At 61.1% G+C, this 17,285-nt stretch carries 14 protein-coding genes and 1 tRNA gene; 7 read left to right on the top strand and 8 right to left on the bottom strand.

Features of this window, described 5'->3' with window-relative positions:
• Nucleotides 1-203: 203 nt before the first annotated feature.
• Nucleotides 204-279 (bottom strand) — tRNA-Asn (locus FH08_RS0138615).
• 132 nt (nucleotides 280-411) lie between these two features.
• Nucleotides 412-735 carry a ferredoxin FdxA gene (gene fdxA / locus FH08_RS0138610; RefSeq protein WP_031363468.1) on the bottom strand — a complete coding sequence of 108 codons (324 nt, stop codon included), beginning with the start codon at nucleotides 733-735 and terminating at the stop codon, nucleotides 412-414.
• A gap of 452 nt (nucleotides 736-1,187) precedes the next feature.
• Here fdxA and pncB point away from each other — a divergent pair, with 452 nt between their 5' ends.
• The 4 genes from pncB to FH08_RS0138585 all read left to right on the top strand — a co-directional run bounded on the left by pncB (nucleotide 1,188) and on the right by FH08_RS0138585 (nucleotide 6,478).
• A complete protein-coding gene (gene pncB / locus FH08_RS0138605; protein ID WP_031363467.1) occupies nucleotides 1,188-2,378 on the top strand; it encodes a nicotinate phosphoribosyltransferase in 1,191 nt (396 codons plus the stop codon).
• A 225-nt stretch (nucleotides 2,379-2,603) separates the two neighbouring features.
• The gene (locus FH08_RS0138595; protein ID WP_031363466.1) at nucleotides 2,604-4,001 is read left to right on the top strand and encodes a sodium:proton antiporter; all 1,398 of its coding nucleotides are present in this window, start codon (nucleotides 2,604-2,606) and stop codon (nucleotides 3,999-4,001) included.
• Nucleotides 4,002-4,010: 9 nt separating this feature from the next.
• Nucleotides 4,011-4,991, top strand: a complete 981-nt coding sequence (locus tag FH08_RS0138590) for a 2-hydroxyacid dehydrogenase (RefSeq protein WP_031363465.1) — start codon at nucleotides 4,011-4,013, stop codon at nucleotides 4,989-4,991.
• Nucleotides 4,992-4,993: 2 nt separating this feature from the next.
• A complete protein-coding gene (locus tag FH08_RS0138585; protein ID WP_419178044.1) occupies nucleotides 4,994-6,478 on the top strand; it encodes a DNA recombination protein RmuC in 1,485 nt (494 codons plus the stop codon).
• Here FH08_RS0138585 and FH08_RS0138580 read toward each other — a convergent pair.
• From FH08_RS0138580 to FH08_RS0138555, 6 genes are all read right to left on the bottom strand, one after another.
• Entirely contained in the window at nucleotides 6,475-6,963 is a 489-nt protein-coding gene (locus tag FH08_RS0138580; protein WP_031363463.1) for a GNAT family N-acetyltransferase, read from the bottom strand. The two genes, FH08_RS0138585 and FH08_RS0138580, sit on opposite strands and share 4 nt — an antisense overlap.
• Nucleotides 6,963-7,238 (bottom strand): hypothetical protein, encoded by a 276-nt coding sequence (locus tag FH08_RS0138575; RefSeq protein WP_031363462.1) that lies wholly within the window; start codon nucleotides 7,236-7,238, stop codon nucleotides 6,963-6,965. The genes FH08_RS0138580 and FH08_RS0138575 overlap by 1 nt, the downstream gene beginning before the upstream one ends.
• 133 nt (nucleotides 7,239-7,371) lie before the next feature.
• On the bottom strand, nucleotides 7,372-8,706 hold the full coding sequence (gene glp / locus FH08_RS0138570; protein WP_031363461.1) for a gephyrin-like molybdotransferase Glp: 1,335 nt from the start codon (nucleotides 8,704-8,706) through the stop codon (nucleotides 7,372-7,374).
• Nucleotides 8,707-8,890: 184 nt separating this feature from the next.
• A complete protein-coding gene (gene mobA, locus FH08_RS0138565) occupies nucleotides 8,891-9,547 on the bottom strand; it encodes a molybdenum cofactor guanylyltransferase MobA (RefSeq protein ID WP_419178043.1) in 657 nt (218 codons plus the stop codon).
• 1 nt (nucleotide 9,548) lies between these two features.
• Nucleotides 9,549-10,658: a GTP 3',8-cyclase MoaA gene (moaA, locus tag FH08_RS0138560; RefSeq protein WP_031363459.1), complete on the bottom strand. Its 1,110-nt coding sequence runs from the start codon at nucleotides 10,656-10,658 to the stop codon at nucleotides 9,549-9,551.
• 187 nt (nucleotides 10,659-10,845) lie between these two features.
• Nucleotides 10,846-14,289, bottom strand: coding sequence for an Rne/Rng family ribonuclease (locus FH08_RS0138555; protein WP_031363458.1), 3,444 nt, complete (start codon nucleotides 14,287-14,289; stop codon nucleotides 10,846-10,848).
• A 926-nt stretch (nucleotides 14,290-15,215) separates the two neighbouring features.
• Here FH08_RS0138555 and FH08_RS0138550 point away from each other — a divergent pair.
• Genes FH08_RS0138550 through FH08_RS0138540 form a run of 3 tightly spaced genes read left to right on the top strand, consistent with a single transcriptional unit; the run spans nucleotide 15,216 to nucleotide 17,275 of the window.
• A complete protein-coding gene (locus tag FH08_RS0138550) occupies nucleotides 15,216-16,220 on the top strand; it encodes an RluA family pseudouridine synthase (RefSeq protein WP_031363457.1) in 1,005 nt (334 codons plus the stop codon).
• Nucleotides 16,221-16,880, top strand: coding sequence for an HAD-IIIA family hydrolase (locus FH08_RS0138545; RefSeq protein WP_031363456.1), 660 nt, complete (start codon nucleotides 16,221-16,223; stop codon nucleotides 16,878-16,880). It begins immediately after the preceding gene.
• The gene (locus FH08_RS0138540; protein ID WP_031363455.1) at nucleotides 16,877-17,275 is read left to right on the top strand and encodes a Rieske (2Fe-2S) protein; all 399 of its coding nucleotides are present in this window, start codon (nucleotides 16,877-16,879) and stop codon (nucleotides 17,273-17,275) included. Before FH08_RS0138545 ends, FH08_RS0138540 begins: the two co-directional genes overlap by 4 nt.
• Nucleotides 17,276-17,285: the final 10 nt, after the last annotated feature.

Below are 17,285 nucleotides of genomic sequence, written 5' to 3'. Positions count from 1 at the left end.
GTGCTGATCACCGAAGAGCGGATGATTCGTGCGGTGATGATATTAAAGCGATGATTCGCAGTTCAAGCGATCCAAAGACAATCAGGATGTTTCTGACCGATTGGGTGCTGAATGCACTGCTTGCGGGGGATACAGCGAGGATTAGATAAGACTGGAGGAGAACCGAAGACCACATTCAACAAGTGGTTCACAGCAGTAATTCTTGGCTCCTCGACCTGGGCTCGAACCAGGGACCTACGGATTAACAGTCCGGCGCTCTACCAACTGAGCTATCGAGGAACATCTGCAGCAGAGAAACGAAATTATATGGAGGAGAATCTAGCCTGTCAACACCCTGCGTTCATCTCAATTCAAAAAGTCACAAACGAGAGAAGCGTTACTGAGCATGCGACGACGTGCGGCCCCTCAGGCTTAACGCACCAGCAGTTCGAGCTTCGCTGTCACGTCCTTGAACTCGTCGGCTTCGGGTAGCGGCGCCTTGGTCTTGGTGATGCTCGGCCAGCCGCGCGACAGTTCAGCATTCAGTTCAATGAAGTGCTGTTGATCACCGGGGACATCTTCTTCGGCATAGATTGCATTGACCGGGCATTCGGCGACGCAAACGGCGCAGTCGATGCACTCGTCCGGATCGATCGAGAGGAAGTTGGGACCTTCGCGGAAGCAATCCACCGGGCACACGTCCACGCAATCGGTATAGCGGCACTTAATGCAGCTTTCGGTCACAACGTGAGTCATTCAGGCTCCTGCATACTAAATTCGTGGGGCGGCGGCGAGGGCGACATGAACGTCGGGGTTTAACCAGCGAACCGAGCGTCTCTTACAGAGCGTCTCCAACCGAGCGTCTCTATTCGGGGCTGTATAGCCCGACTGTGCGCAATCTGCGCGCCAAAACCGATATTGTAGCGTACCGGTATATTTGAGCGCGACCCCCGGCCAGAAGGTCTTATATCGTTTAGTGATTTGTTTATGGGCCGCCGATGCGCTTTCACCGCGCCGCTGTCCGGCGTGTTTCGGCAGAGTGGGTAAGGCGCTCCGGGCGGACACTTCGGGTAACATGCATTGAAGGCCGCTGGCGGCAAAGCAGCCAGTGCATTGGGGCGTGCCGGGCCCGTTGTGGTTCTATCCGCGCGCTTGTGGGCGGTTTTACTCGCGCCTTTACCCGTTTTCCTAGCCGTTCGTCTGGAACTATGATTATCCATTCGCTGCTCGATACCGATCTCTACAAGTTCACGATGATGCAGGTCGTGCTGCATCACTTCCCGGCGGCACACGCGGAATACAAGTTTCGCTGCCGCACGCCGGATATCGATCTCGTGCCGTATATAGATGAGATACGCGACGAAGTGCGCCAGCTCTGCCATCTGCGCTTCAAGGAAGAGGAACTCGAATATCTTCGCCGGATGCGCTTCATCAAGAGCGATTTCATCGACTTCCTCGCGCTCTTTCATCTCAATGAGAAGTCCGTCACGATCAAGCCGTCCGCCAAGCAGAACGGCGAGATCGACATTGATATTGTGGGTCCCTGGCTGCATACCATCCTGTTCGAGATCCCGATCCTCGCAATTGTCAACGAGGTCTATTTCCGCAACACGCAACGCGACCCGACCTTCGAAACCGGCCGCGACCGCCTGCACGACAAGATCCAGTTGCTCGGCGGCCGCCCCGAAGTCTCCGACTGCAAGATCGCCGACTACGGCACCCGCCGGCGTTTTTCCAAGCAGTGGCATGAGGAGGTCATCCTCAAGCTGAAGGAAGGCCTGGGCGATCAGTTCACCGGAACGAGCAACGTCTACTACGCGATGAAGCACGGCTTGCGTCCGCTCGGCACCATGGCGCATGAATACCTGCAGGCTTGCCAGGCGCTCGGCCCACGGCTGCGCGATTCGCAGATCTTCGGCTTCGAGATGTGGGCGAAGGAGTACCGAGGCGACCTGGGTATTGCGCTCTCCGACGTCTATGGCATGAAGGCGTTCCTGAACGACTTCGACATGTACTTCTGCAAGCTCTTCGACGGCGCCCGCCACGACTCCGGCGACCCGTTCGACTGGGGCGAGCGCCTGATCCGTCACTACGAGGAGAATCGATGCGACCCGCGCACCAAGGTGCTAGTGTTCTCCGACGCACTCGATATCCCGAAGGTCCTGCGCCTCTACGAACGTTTCCACGGCCGCTGTCAGCTCGCGTTCGGCGTGGGCACCAACCTGACCAACGATCTTGGCTATCAGCCGCTGCAGATCGTGATCAAGATGGTTCGCTGCAACGGCCAGCCAGTGGCCAAACTCTCCGATTCCCCCGGCAAGAACATGTGCGAGGACCAGGCTTACCTTGCCTACCTGCGCCAGGTGTTCGACATCGCCAAACCCGTGAATGAACTGTAACCCGCAAAGGCGTTTTTGAGGGTCGATGCTGCTCGGCGTTAGCCGTTCGGTCGAGGGTATTCGAGCGAGGGTGCTCGTTATAATCAAGTCCTTGATCGACGCACAGGCCAACGAGGACAGCATCATGAAACCATCGGCCGCTCGCCGGAATTCAAGCGACCAGAGCTCACAGCGGTGTGCTCCGGCCGCAGCAGCAACCGATGGCGCTTCCGCATGAGCACGTCCATGAGCAGGCGACGTTTATGCCAAGGCCTGGCACTCCTGTTGTTGCCGTTGACCGCCTCCGCGGCATCGCTTGATGGCGCCACGCTGTCGCCGTTGTGGGCACTTCCGTTCGCCGGCATCCTGTTGTCCATCGCGATCGTTCCTCTGATCGCGCCGCATGCCTGGCATCGTCATTTCGGCAAGATATCGGCGGCCTGGGCGCTTGTGTTCCTTGTGCCTTTTGCACTTGGCTTCGGTACGCAGGTTGCATTCGCGAGCTTCGTGCATGCCATGCTGGAAGAGTATGTGCCGTTCATCATCCTGCTCACGGCGTTGTTCACTGTCGCGGGCGGCATCTGCCTGCATGGCGACCTGCACGGATCCCCGCGCCTGAATACCGGGCTGCTTGCGCTTGGCACGGTGCTCGCCAGCATCATGGGGACGACGGGCGCGGCCATGCTGCTGATTCGCCCCCTGCTGCGCGCCAATGAACATTGCAGGCACGTTGTGCATCGCGTGGTGTTCTTCATCTTTCTCGTAGCCAATGCCGGCGGGTCGCTCTCGCCACTCGGGGATCCACCGCTGTTCCTCGGCTTCCTGAATGGTGTGAGTTTTTTCTGGACCACGGTGCATCTTGCAGCGCCAACGCTCTTTATCTGCGTGGTTCTGCTGGCGCTTTTCTACGCGCTCGACCGCTATTATTTTGCCAAGGAAGAAGTGGTGCATCGGAGTGAGGTGAAAACGGCATTGAGCGTGGACGGCAAGATCAATTTCGTTTTGCTCGCGGCGGTGGTCGCGCTGGTTTTGATGAGCGGCTTGTGGAAACCGGGCATCGAGTTCGATGTGTTCGGTACGCACGTCGCGTTGCAGAACGCTGTGCGCGATGGGCTGCTCGTCGTGGTGACGCTCTTGTCGCTCGTGCTCACACCGCAAAGCGCGCGCGCCGGCAACGCGTTCAACTGGGCGCCCATTGAAGAAGTCGCGAAGTTGTTCGCCGCCATCTTCATCACCATCGCGCCCGTGATCATGATCTTGCGCGCGGGTGGCGACGGTGCATTCGCCGGAATTGTGCACATGGTGACCGACGCGAGCGGCAAACCTATCGACATTGCGTACTTCTGGGCGACAGGCCTGCTGTCGTCGTTTCTCGATAACGCGCCGACTTATCTCGTGTTCTTCAATCTTGCCGGCGGCGACGCCCCCACGTTGATGACGGCCGGCGCTTCCACGCTCGCGGCCATCTCGGCCGGTGCTGTGTTCATGGGCGCGAATAGCTATATCGGCAATGCGCCCAACTTCATGGTCAAGGCGATTGCCGAATCGCGCGGCATCGTGATGCCGGGATTCTTCGCGTATCTTGGCTGGTCGGCGGTTATCTTGCTGCCCTTGTTCCTGCTTACTGGATGGCTGTTCTTTTAGGAGAAGTCGATGAAGAGAGTCCTGGTTGCCCGCCCCATTTTTCCTGACGTGATCGAACGTCTCCGGCAGTATTTTGAAGTCGATGCCAATCCGGGCGCACCGCTTAGCCCCGACGAATTCGCGCGCCGCATGGCTGATCGCGACGGCGCGTTGCTTGCGGGGGACCCCGTCACGGCGAAGGTCCTCGAAGGGGCGCCGAACCTGAGGGTCGTGTCGAATATGGCGGTTGGCTACAACAACTTCGACATGCAGGCGTTGAACGCGTACGGCGTGCTCGGCACCAACACGCCTGACGTATTGAACGAAAGCACGGCGGACTTCGGCTGGGCGCTGATGATGGCCGCGGCACGGCGTATCGCGGAATCGGAGCACTTCCTGCGCGCGGGCAAGTGGGGCACATGGTCCTACGACGCGTTCCTCGGCACCGACGTCTGCGGCGCCACGCTCGGCGTGCTGGGTATGGGACGCATTGGCCAGGCGCTCGCCCGGCGTGCGCGCGGGTTCAACATGCGCGTGATCTATCACAACCGTTCGCGCGTCGCGCCAGAGATCGAGGCGGAACTGAACGCGGAGTATGTATCGAAGGCGGACTTGCTCAAGCGCGCCGACCACGTCGTGCTGGTGCTGCCGTACACCGCCGAGAATCACCACACCATTGGCGCGGCTGAATTGGCAAGCATGAAACCTACGGCGACGTTGACGAACATCGCGCGTGGCGGGATTGTCGACGACGCTGCGCTGATCCAGGCGTTGCGTAACAAGACGATCGCGGCGGCGGGACTCGACGTGTTCGAAGGCGAGCCGAATTTCAATCGCGATTTCCTGACGGTGTCGAACGTCGTGCTGACGCCGCATATTGCGAGCGCGACCGAATCCACGCGCCGCGCCATGGCCAATCTTGCCGCGGACAACCTGATCGCCGCGTTGGGTGAAGGCCCGCGCGCAGGCAGTCCGCCGAACCCGATCAATCCGGACGTCCTGAAGAAATGACCATGTTGTTGCTGTTAAGCGTAGGTGTCGGCATCCTCGCGATCGCTCTGGTGATCACGTTAGTGCTGTTGTTGCGGCCGAAGCGCGGAACAGATGTCGAGGAGCAGTTCGAGGCGCTTGCCGATCGGATCATCGATATGGGCGAAGCGCATGCGCGCGGTCAGGAGCGGCTCGAACGCAACGTGCGGGGCGAAGTCACCGAGACGTCCCGTGCGTCGCGTACGGAGGCGGGCACGGCGTTCGCGCATTTTCAGCAGACGCTCGCGACGCAACTCGCGAGCATGGCGAACGTCCAGAACACTCAGCTTGAAGCGTTCTCCCGGCAACTTGTCACGCTGACGGAAAGCAACGCGCTGCAAAGCCAGCACGCACGCGACGAACAAAGCCAGGCGCTGAAGCGTTTCGGCGATGCGCTCACTCTGCAGCTCGCGCAGATGTCGGAGTCGAATGACCGACGTCTTAATGAAGTGCGCGCAACGCTCGAAGCGCGGCTGAAGGATATCGAAGCGAATAACGCGGCGAAGCTCGAAGAAATGCGCCGTACCGTCGACGAAAAGCTGCACGCCACGCTGGAACAACGGCTTGGCGAATCATTCAAGCTGGTGTCGGACCGGCTGGAGCAAGTGCATCGTGGATTGGGGGAAATGCAGACGCTGGCGGCGGGCGTCGGCGACTTGAAGAAGGTGCTGACGAACGTCAAGACGCGTGGGACGTGGGGCGAAGTGCAGCTCGAATCGTTGCTTGAGCAGTTGTTGACGGCGGACCAGTACGCGAAAAATGTCGCCACCATTCCGAAGAGCAACGATCGCGTGGAGTTCGCGATCAAGCTGCCCGGTCGTCACGACGCGCCCGGCCAAAGCGGCGCGAATGCGGTGGCTACGCCGGTATGGCTTCCTATCGACGCCAAGTTTCCGCGCGAGGACTACGAACGTCTGATCGATGCGCAGGATCGCGCCGATGTTGCAGCGGTCGAGGAAGCGTCACGTGCGCTGGAAGGCCGGATTCGTGCGGAAGCGAAGGTCATCGCACAGAAGTACGTCGCACCACCGCACACCACGGACTTCGCGCTGTTGTTCCTGCCGACTGAGGGCCTGTATGCGGAAGTCTTGCGCCGTCCGGGGCTGACCGATTTTCTGCAGCGCGAATACCGGGTGAGCGTGACAGGTCCGACCACATTGACCGCGCTGCTGAACAGCTTGCAGATGGGTTTCAGGACGCTGGCAATCGAGCAGCGTTCCAGTGAAGTCTGGCAAGTGCTCGGCGCGGTGAAAACGGAGTTCAGGAAGTTTGGCGAAGTGCTGTCGAAGACGCGGTCGCAGCTTGAGGCGGTGACGCGCTCCATTGAGTCGGCGGAAACGCGTACGCGGCAGATGAGCAAGAAACTCCGCGACGTGGAAGCATTGCCGGGCGAGCAGGTGGCCAACCTGCTCGGGGATGAACGTGAAGAGCGCGAAGAACCCGCTGAAGGCGACGAGCCCGCTGCTTAGTCCGCAGCAGGCGAAGCCAGCGTAGCCAGTGCGTCGCCGGTGATGCGCACGATGCGCCAGTCGGGCAGCACGGTTGCGCCCATTTTCTCGTAGAAGCCAATGGCGTTCTGATTCCAGTCGAGCACGGTCCATTCGAAGCGGCCGCACTGGCGTTCCACCGCAAGCGCTGCCAAAGCGCGCAGCATCTTTGTGCCGAGTCCGCTGCCGCGAAGTGTCGGCTTCACGTACAAGTCTTCCAGGTACAACCCGCGCTTGCCGAGAAAGGTTGAATAGTTCTGGAAGAACAGCGCGTAGCTCACTATGCGGCCGTCCTCTTCGGCCACCAGGGCTTCAGCACACGGCCGCGCGCCGAAGAGCGCGTCGTGCACGCCGGCCTCGGTCGCGATGAACATGTGCATGAGCTTTTCGAACTCGGCCAGCTCCAGCATCAGGCTGAAAATCGCGCCGACATCGGCGGGTGCGGCGGGTCGGATCTGAGCGCTCATCACGCCTCTTCCGGTGCGTCGGACAAGACGATCTCAATGCCGCCGAATCGCGACGCCACCCAGTTGTATGCGTGGCACGCAATCCACAGCAGGATGAAGCCAAGGATCGCATTGAGCAGCAGCGCGCTTGTCACAGTGCTCAGCTCGACTGAGCCGTATCGGAAGAACGCGACCAGTACGCCGAGCAACACGATGGGTACGCTGAAGGTCAGGTACACGAGAATCAGCGCTTTGGCCGTTTGTCCCGGCGCGATGAACGAAATCTGTTTTTTCATGAAGGAAAAGCCCTGTCAGTCATAGTGCGATGCATTCGAACCATCGGTTATAGCCGCTTAAGTGATCACGGCGCGGCGGTCCAGGTTCTTGAGGTTCAGGTTCTTGAAGCAGGTTGTCGAAGAGCCTTTGGAACTAGATCAGGCCGTCGAATGGCAGGATATCCACGCTGTCGCCCGCATCGATATTCCCTGCGTCGTGCTTCAGGACAATGAAGCAATTGGCTTCGCTCATTGAACTCAGCACGCCCGAGCCTTGCGGCCCGGTTGTCACCACATGCCAGTGCCCGGCGGTGTCCCGGCGTGCAATACCGCGTTGAAACTCCGTACGCCCGGCGCGTTTGTTGATCGGTTGCGAACTCGTCGCCGATATCAACGCCAGCGAATAGGTCGTCGCGCCCGACATGGCCAGCAGCGCTTCGCGCACGATAAAATAAAACGTCGCCATCACGGCAACCGGATTGCCCGGCAAGCCAAAGAACAACGCCGATTCGCCTTCGCCCGGACGCTTGCCCGACCACAGGCGGCCGAACGCGAGCGGGCGGCCGGGACGCATCGCGATCTTCCAGAACGCCACGTCGCCGAGCGTGTTCATCAGGTCACGCGTGAAGTCGGCGTCCCCTACAGACACGCCGCCTGAACTGATCACCACATCGGCGTCCTGCGTGGCCTGTCGCAATGCCCGTTCAAGCGATGCACGATCGTCACGCACAATCCCCAGATCCACCGGTTCCACGTTCATCCGGCGCAGCATCGCGAAGAGGGTATAGCGGTTGCTGTCGTAGACGCAACCCGGCGCCAGCACTTCACCAACGGAACGCAATTCGTCGCCGGTTGAAAAAAACGCGACACGCACGCGCCGTTGTACCGCTACCTCGCCAATACCCAGCGACGCAAGCAAACCAAGATCCGACGCACGGACAATCCGGCCCTTGCGCAACGCCGGCTGGCCTTGCGCGAGGTCTTCCCCCGCGAGCCGCCGATTCGCGCCGCGCACGATACGCGCCGAGGCGAACGTGATGGCGTCGCCGGTGCGCTGTACGAGCTCTTGCGGCACGACGGTGTCGCAGCCGGGTGGGATGAGCGCACCGGTCATGATGCGCACGCATTGCGCGGCGAGCGGACGCCTTTCGAACGGCTGTCCGGCGAGCGCGGTACCCACAACCGTCAAGCGAAGCGATTCATCGTCCGGCGGGCTTGCTCCATCCGATCCATTCGCTTCATTCGGCAACGTCGAGCCATCGAACGCATAACCGTCCATGGCCGAGTTGTCGTGCAAAGGAACATTGATCGGCGAGATGACATCTTCTGCCAGCACGCGATCGAGTGCGTCGAAGAGACGCACGCGTTCCACCTCGGCGCGACCGCGGGGCAACGCCCACTGGCGCACGATCTCCTGCGCCGCGCTGACGGGCAGCGCGTTCGGATCGTACTCGGCGACGCAGCTCGAAAAGTGCCTGGGTGTGTTCATCGATGGGTGTATCGGAGCGGAAGTCGCGATGCAAAGCTCGCGGGCGGCCCGGTGAAAAAGGCTGGCGTGTCGTGGATGCTGGCGCAGCCGCTACCCCAGTCGCCGCCATAGTCGCTGTGAAGCGGGGCGCTGACCAAGCCAGGGCCTCGCCACAAACCTGAGCAAGGAACGAAACGAACCGATGCTAGTTGCGATTGAGATCGGCTAGCTGCTGCAAATCGTTGACATTGTAAAACGCACGCTCGTTGTCGAAGGTCACTTCGACCGTCTTGTGGCGCGCGTACCACGCGCGGACCTTGCGTTCGCCGGCAAGGACGAACGCGTCGAGATCCTCCACCAGCGACGCGCGCAGCAACGCGAAAACCGGGTGCGCGTGGCGTTCGCCCGCGGCATCGACAACTACCGCCACCGCGATATCCGCTTGTCCGGCGCTCAAGCCTTCGAAAAGCCGTTCGGCTAGGTGAGGATCGACGAAAGGCGCGTCGCAGGGCACGAACAGAACGAATTGCGTTTCCGCTGCATGCAACGCCGCCGATATCCCGGCAAGCGGGCCGGGGAAATCGGGAAACGTATCCACAATCACCTTTGCCTGGAACGGCATGCCAAGCTGCGCGTAAATCTCGAGGTTGCGATTTGCGCTGATCAGCATTGCGCCGCATTGCGGCTTGAGCGCTCGCAGTGCATGGAGCGCAAGCGGTTCGAGGTCGAGCGGTTGCAGGCCTTTATCGATACCGCCCATGCGTGATCCGAGTCCGCCCGCCAGCACCACGCCGGTGATGTCGCGCTTCTGGACAGGACTGCCGGTCGGGCCTGCCATATCGACATCGGCCAAGTCAACCATGTCAGCCGCCGATGTAAGACATTTCGACGCGCGGCGCGTCCGGGTCGGCGGCGGGCAACGCGTTGCTGCCGCGAAGTTCGGAGTAGCGGTCGGTGCGTGCTTCCCAGATCCGGGCGATGGCTGTCGCGACCGTAGCGTCGCTCGCGCCGCTGCGGATCAGTGCGCGCAAGTCGTGGCCGGATGTAGCGAACAGGCACAAGTACAGCTTGCCTTCGGTAGAGAGGCGGGCACGCGTGCAGGAGTTGCAGAACGCGCGCGTCACGCTCGAAATGACGCCGATCTCACCGCTGCCGTCCTGGTAACCCCAGCGTTGCGCGGTCTCGGCGTCGTTGTGGGCTTCGAGCGGCCGCAGCGGAAAATGCTCGGCAATGCGCGCAACCACGTCCGCCGACGGCAACACTTCGCTCATGTTCCAGCCGTTCGACGCACCCACGTCCATATATTCGATAAAGCGCAGCACTGCGCCACTGCCTTTGAAATGGCGTGCCATCGGCACGATTTCGGCGTCGTTCGTGCCACGCTTGACCACCATGTTGACCTTCAGCGGCGCCAGGCCGGCCGTGTGCGCGGCCTCGATGCCTTCGAGCACGTCGGCGACCGCGAAATCGGCGTCGTTCATGCGGCGAAACAACGCATCGTCGAGCGCGTCCAGGCTCACCGTTACCCGCGACAACCCCGCGTCTTTCAGCGAGCGCGCCTTGCGGGCAAGGATCGACCCGTTGGTGGTGAGCGTGATATCGAGCGGACGGCCTTCCGGCGTGCGCAGCAGTGCCAGCCGTTCAATCAGGAATTCGATATTTTTACGCAACAGCGGTTCGCCGCCGGTCAGCCGGATTTTTTCCACGCCGTGCGCGACGAACAACTTCGCCAGCCGTTCGATTTCCTCAAACGACAGCAGCGCGCTATGCGGCAGAAATGCGTGGTTTTTATCGAAAACTTCGCGCGGCATGCAGTACACGCAACGAAAATTGCAACGATCAGTCACCGATATGCGCAGATCGCGCAACTCACGCGACCGCCGGTCGGTGAGCAGCCCGCGCGGCGTCGCTGCGATGCCGGAGAAATCCGGGATCGCGCTGACATCGGTGACGGGAATGATGCGTCGGGACATGATGGTTTTATTTCTCGTGCAGCGGCGGCGGTAGGGCGGCTGCTATGAACATCGAACAATTCATTTTAGCGGAAGGGCGATTTTAAAGCGTCTCGCCATCGCCTTTTCACGGGCATTTGTCGCGGGTCCAATAAAAAAAGCGCCACCGACCGAAGTCATGTGGCGCTTTTCGAAACATCAGACGCGTTTAATGTGCGTCTTTACCCGTTTCCACTTGTTGCATCGGCGCGGCGTCCAGCGCCGGCAGGCGCTTGCGTTCGCGCACGACGCGCTTCGGCGCTTCCGCCTGGGCGGCGGCTTCGCGGGCTGCGGCGAGCTTGTCGGCGTCGGTGTTCACCCAGACGAGGCCGGCCGTATCCAGCATCGGCTTGAGCGCTTCCTCTTTCAGGGCGACAGCCGCGACCGGAGCGGCCGGGGCAACTGGAGCAGCCGGGGCAACTGGAGCAGCCGGGGCAACTGGAGCAGCCGGGGCGGCCGCTACGGGAGCCACGGTTTCCACCGGTTCATACGTCCTCACCGGCTCGGATTCGACCGGCGCCGACACTTCTGCAACAACCGGCGCGGGCGATGCGATCGACGAAACCAGCTCCGATTCCGGCGTCGCGGCGACGGGCGCCGTTTTCACCGGTTCAGCAACCTGAGCTTCTGGCGCTGCGTGAGCCGCGACGGGCGCGGGTTCCGCTACCTTCGGGGTATCGGCGAAAGGACTTTCGACCTTTTCTTCCGCTACCTTCGGCGTCGGTCCGAACGGGTTTTCGATCGGCTGTGATACCGGCTTTTCGAAGATGTGGACCGCAGGTGCTTCGACAACCGTTGCGCTGGTTTCCTGGGCGCCATGCACTTCCTGCGTGGCATGCGACACCACAAAACCCTCTGCTTCGGCGCGTTTCGCTTCCACCGGCACTGCTTCAACCGGCGCAACTTCCGCGACACGGACTGGTTCCGGCAACTCCGTCACGCTGATCGCGGCGGCCGAAACCGGCTCGACCGAGACTGCGTGTGCGTGTTCTTGCACGGGCGCCTGAACTGCAGCAGCCGTTTCAACCGGCTTAGCCACAACGGGTGCGAAATCGCGGCTGTCATCGGCTTCGTTCGACGAATCCGTATCGAACACACCGGCTTGAGCCCGTTCGCTGTCAGCATTGCCTTCGATTTCAGCCGTATCGCCAGCCTGATTGGCCGTCACGCCATCTTCTTCACGATCACGGCGTCCACCACGGCGACCGCGACGGCGACGACGGCGCTCTTCGCCTTCACGCGCTGCGCTGGCCTGATCGGCCTGCAATGCGTCGGCGTTGCCGTTCTGCTGCGATTCCTGGCCCGACAGGGTGTTTTCGGTCAACTCCGACACCACCGTTTCGCCTTGCGTCAACGCTTCGACGGCGGCTTCCGGCTGTGGCTTGCGGCGTTCGCCCCGTTCCGGACGTTCACGGCGTTCACCGCGATCGGCGGCTTCAGCACGTTCCGGCGGGCGTTCACCACGGTTCTCACGTGGTTCACGCGGCTCCCTGGGTTCGCGCACTTCGCGCGGCTCACGGCCTTCACGAGCCTCGCGCGGTTCGCGACCTTCCCGTGCTTCACGCGGCTCGCGGCCCTCACGCCCACCACGCGGTTCGCGGGGTTCACGTGGCTCGCGGGTTTCACGTGCTTCGCGCGGTTCACGCGTTTCCTTCGGTTCCCGTTCCTCGCGGCGCGGGTTTTGACGACCCCCCGCCGTGCCCGGAACGCTTGCCACAGCGCCAGTAGTGGCAGCGGCGCTATCGCGCGAAGCAGCACCACCACGGCGATTGCGATTCCGGTCGCCACCCTGGCCCGAACGTTCTGGCCGTTCGCCACGAGCCGGGCGTGCCGGCGTGGGCGCGACGACCGGCGCGGGCGCCGGTTTTACTTCGGGCTGGACGCCAAACAGGTTTTTCAGCCAGCCGATAAAGCCGCCTGCCGACTCAGCCACTACCGGAGCCGCAGCCGCGACCGGAGCCGCAGCCACCTTCACCGGTGCGCTAGGCGCAGGGGAAGCCGGCGTAATGCCCTTGACCATTGCTTCCTGCTTCGGCTTGATTTCTTCGGTGCGCTTGCTGTAACCCGTTTCGGATTCCAGCTCGTGCGCCGCTTCTTCGGCCATCTTCCACGAAGCACGCGGTTCGTCGAGACGTGTATCGTCGTGACGCAGGCGTTCCAGCTTGTAATGCGGCGTTTCGAGATGCTTGTTCGGGATCAACACGACGTTGACCTTGAAGCGCGACTCGATCTTGTTGATTTCCGAACGCTTTTCGTTCAGCAGGAAGGCGGTCACTTCCACCGGCACCTGGCAATGAATTGCCGCGGTGTTTTCCTTCATTGCTTCTTCCTGAATGATCCGCAGCACTTGCAGCGCGGACGATTCGGTATCGCGAATATGGCCCGTGCCGTTACAACGCGGGCACGTCACATGGCTGCCTTCGGAGAGCGCCGGACGCAGCCGCTGACGCGACAGTTCCATCAAACCGAAGCGCGAAATCTTGCCCATTTGTACGCGCGCACGGTCGTGCTTGAGCGCGTCTTTCAGGCGCTGCTCGACTTCGCGCTGGCTCTTGGCCGACTCCATGTCGATAAAGTCGATCACGATCAAGCCGCCCAGATCGCGCAGGCGCAACTGGCGCGCGACTTCGTCGGCGGCTTCGAGGTTCGTGCGGGTCGCCGTTTCCTCGATGTCCGCGCCCTTCGTCGAGCGCGCCGAATTCACGTCGATGGCCACCAGCGCTTCCGTGTGGTCGATCACGATCGCGCCGCCCGATGGCAACGGCACCGTGCGCGAATACGCGGTTTCAATCTGGTGTTCTATCTGGAAACGCGAGAAGAGGGGAACGTCGTCGTGATAGCGCTTAACTTTGCTCAAGTTATCCGGCATCACGATGTCCATGAAGGCGCTGGCCTGGTCATGGATTTCGGTGGTATCGATGAGAATTTCGCCGATATCCGGCTGGAAGTAATCGCGGATTGCTCGGATCACGAGGCTGGATTCGAGATAAATCAGCATCGGCTTGCCGGCCACGCCGCTTTGTGACGCGGCTTCCACCGCGCGCCACAACTGCATCAGGTAATTCAGGTCCCACTGCAGTTCCTCAGCCGAACGGCCGATCCCTGCTGTCCGCGCGATGATGCTCATGCCTTCCGGCAAATCGAGCTGGGCCATCGTTTCGCGCAATTCCTGGCGCTCGTCGCCTTCAATCCGACGCGATACACCACCGCCACGCGGGTTGTTCGGCATCAAAACGAGGTAGCGTCCGGCGAGCGAGATGAACGTGGTCAGGGCCGCGCCCTTGTTGCCGCGCTCTTCCTTTTCGACCTGGATGATCAGTTCCTGGCCTTCGCGCAGCGCGTCCTGGATGCGCGCGGAGCGCATGTCGACGCCGTCCTTGAAATACTGGCGGGCGACTTCCTTGAACGGCAGGAAACCGTGGCGGTCTTCGCCGTAGTTCACGAAACAGGCTTCGAGCGAGGGCTCGATGCGGGTAATGACTCCCTTGTAAATATTGCCTTTGCGCTGTTCGCGCCCGGCGGTTTCGATGTCGATGTCGATGAGTTTTTGCCCATCGACGATGGCGACGCGCAGTTCTTCTTGCTGCGTCGCGTTAAACAGCATGCGTTTCATTGGACGGCTCCAGAGCGGCTCTACCGGCCCCCATCGAGCGAATTCGCGCGGTTGTCAGTCGCGTGAAGCAGGAGGGCGGGCGCGCCGCGCTTTTTTGTGTGTGTTGTCACAAAGCACGCTGGAGCGGGAGTTCTGGCGGGGAGAATTGCCTGGGACGAGTCTGGCTGCCGGCCAGCGACGAAACGCGTCGCGACGGGCAACAAGCCTTGGGGCACATGCGAACAGACTTCGACACGCCGTGAAGCAACGGCTGGCGGCTTAAGCGGCACAGCATTGCGGCTCGACGTCCTTCAAACAACTCGAAGAGCCGGCAATGCAGCCAGCAGCAGCCGGATGCGGCCTGACGCAGTGTCAAACGGGTGGAGGGTTATCGCGCAAAACCCGCGCAATCAAACAAACCGACCGACGTTTTCCAAACCTGCGGCAGATTGCCGTTGCGGTTTGCCGGTTGCTCAAAGCGCCCGGTAACCGCGTTGGGTGTCTCGTCTTGTTACGTCCTCTGCCACGCTTCGCCCGTTTCAGCGCAGCTTGCAGCAGAAGCCGTTTTTCTTCGCAACGGCCAAGCGACAATGTTCCGTTCACCCTAACCTGATACCCGCCCGATATCTTTTCGATACCTGCCTGATACCCGGGTCACATCCGGAAGAAGCCGGGTTTTAGTCCGGACCTCACTGCCTCTCGCCGATAAAATTCTTGATCGCCAAAAATCCGTTACCGTGTCGACGATCGACTCGACCGAACGCGCCTGTGGGCACCGTCCCTGCCGTGCGATATCGTCGTGCGTGCAACTTGTTACTCCGTTTTCCGGGTGAGCAACTGGCCCTGGGCGCAAGTAAAATAACGGTTTACTGCTTGCACCTGTACAGTCTGACAACATCCGGCCAGCTTAGTGGCTTTTTCCAGACTGTCCGCAAATTATATTCAGAATGAATGAGTTAGGCAAAACATCCCATAAAAAGGTCGCAAGCGAACAGGTCTCAATGATCGAGATCGACGAAAATGCGGCGGGTCAGCGCATCGACAATTTTTTACTTCGCGTCTGTAAAGGCGTACCGAAAAGTCACATTTACCGGATTTTGCGCAGCGGGGAAGTGCGCGTAAATAAGGGGCGTATCGACGCTGCTTACCGGCTGGAAATGGGCGATCTCGTGCGCGTGCCGCCAATTCGCACCGCGCAACTGGACGAAACCCCGCTTTCATCGAATGCGCCCGCTGCCGAATTCCCCATACTATTTGAAGACGATCATCTGATCGTGATCGATAAACCCGCGGGCGTCGCCGTTCATGGTGGCAGCGGCGTGGCGTTCGGTGTTATCGAGCAATTGCGCAATGCGCGTCCGCAGGCGAAGTTCCTCGAATTGGTGCATCGACTGGATCGCGAGACTTCCGGCGTGCTGATGCTTGCGAAAAAGCGTTCGGCGCTGATCAACGTGCATGAGCAAATGCGCGAAAACCGTATCGATAAACGCTACCAGGCCGTCGGTCACGGCGACTGGCTGGCGGGCTGGGGACGTCGGCGGATCGTGAAGGAACCGCTGCATAAATACTTGACGCCCGAGGGCGAGCGTCGCGTTCGGGTCCAGGACGACGGCCTCGCCTCGCATACCGTGTTCAACCTGATCGAACGTTTTAGTGACTACGCGTGGGTCGAGGCGGAACTGAAGACGGGCCGTACGCATCAGATTCGTGTGCATATGGCGCATATCGGCCTGCCGATCGCTGGCGATACCAAGTACGGCGACTTCGCGCTAAACAAGAATTTGGTGCGTCCCAACGCCGATCCGTCGCTTAAACGCATGTTTCTGCACGCTTTCCGGCTGAAACTCGTGCACCCGGCAACCGGCGAGACGCTTCAGGTCGAAGCGCCGCTGCCGGCCGAATGCCGGCGCTTCATCGAACAACTCAAACAAAATTCTAGCGAGACTCTATAAATGGCCCGTCAGCAATTCGATCTGATTGTCTTCGACTGGGACGGCACCTTGATGGATTCCACGGCGCACATTACACGCAGCATTCAGGCGGCGTGCCGCGACCTTGGCCTGCCCGTTCCCGCCGATGAAGCCGCAAGTTACGTGATTGGCCTGGGGCTGCGCGACGCGTTGCAGATCGCGGCGCCCACGCTCGACCCGGTCGATTACCCGAAGCTTGCCGAGCGGTATCGATTTCATTATTTGATCAAGGGCGAGCAAACCGAACTCTTCGATGGCGTGCGCGGCATGCTGCAAAGCCTGCGCGACGAGGGTTATCTGCTCGCGGTCGCCACAGGTAAAAGCCGTGTGGGCCTGAACCGCGCGCTGGACCAGTCGCGCCTGACGAGCCTCTTTGACGGCACGCGTTGCGCCGACGAAACCTTCTCCAAGCCGCATCCGGCCATGCTGCACGAACTTACGCGCGAACTCGGGCAGGACGTGAGCCGCACGGTGATGATCGGCGACACCACGCACGACCTGCAGATGGCGAAAAATGCCGGCGCGGCGGCGGTCGGCGTGACTTACGGCGCGCATCCGGCGAAGTCGCTGCACGCACTCGAGCCGTTGTTCGTGGCCGAAAACGTCACGTCACTCGGAGACTGGCTGCGGGAGAATGCATGACAGGAACGCCGCTTGTCGGGTCGCTTGAGCCGGTGCGAATCTGCGCGTCGGAGGAGTTGGTCGACGGTGGCGACGGCGTTCGTCACAAAGCCGTCGACAAAGGCGGCGAAGCCACGGTGTTTTTCGTCCGATACGACGGCAAACCCTTTGGCTACCTCAACCGCTGCGCCCACGTGCCCATGGAGATGGACTGGTCCGAGGGCAAGTTCTTCGAGAGCTCCGGCTTATACTTGATGTGCGCGACTCACGGCGCGATTTACGAGCCGGATACGGGGAAATGCGTCGGCGGCCCCTGCCGCGGCGCGCGTTTGCGGCGGGTGGCAGCGGAAGAGCGCGACACACCCGAAGGCCGCGCCGTCTTCTGGCTTCCCGACGACGATCTCCGTCCGGCTTGACCGTTCCCGC

The organism is Caballeronia sordidicola, from assembly GCF_000729995.1.
Classification (GTDB): Bacteria; Pseudomonadota; Gammaproteobacteria; order Burkholderiales; family Burkholderiaceae; genus Caballeronia; species Caballeronia sordidicola_A.
This window is presented reverse-complemented; position numbering and strand designations above follow the sequence as displayed.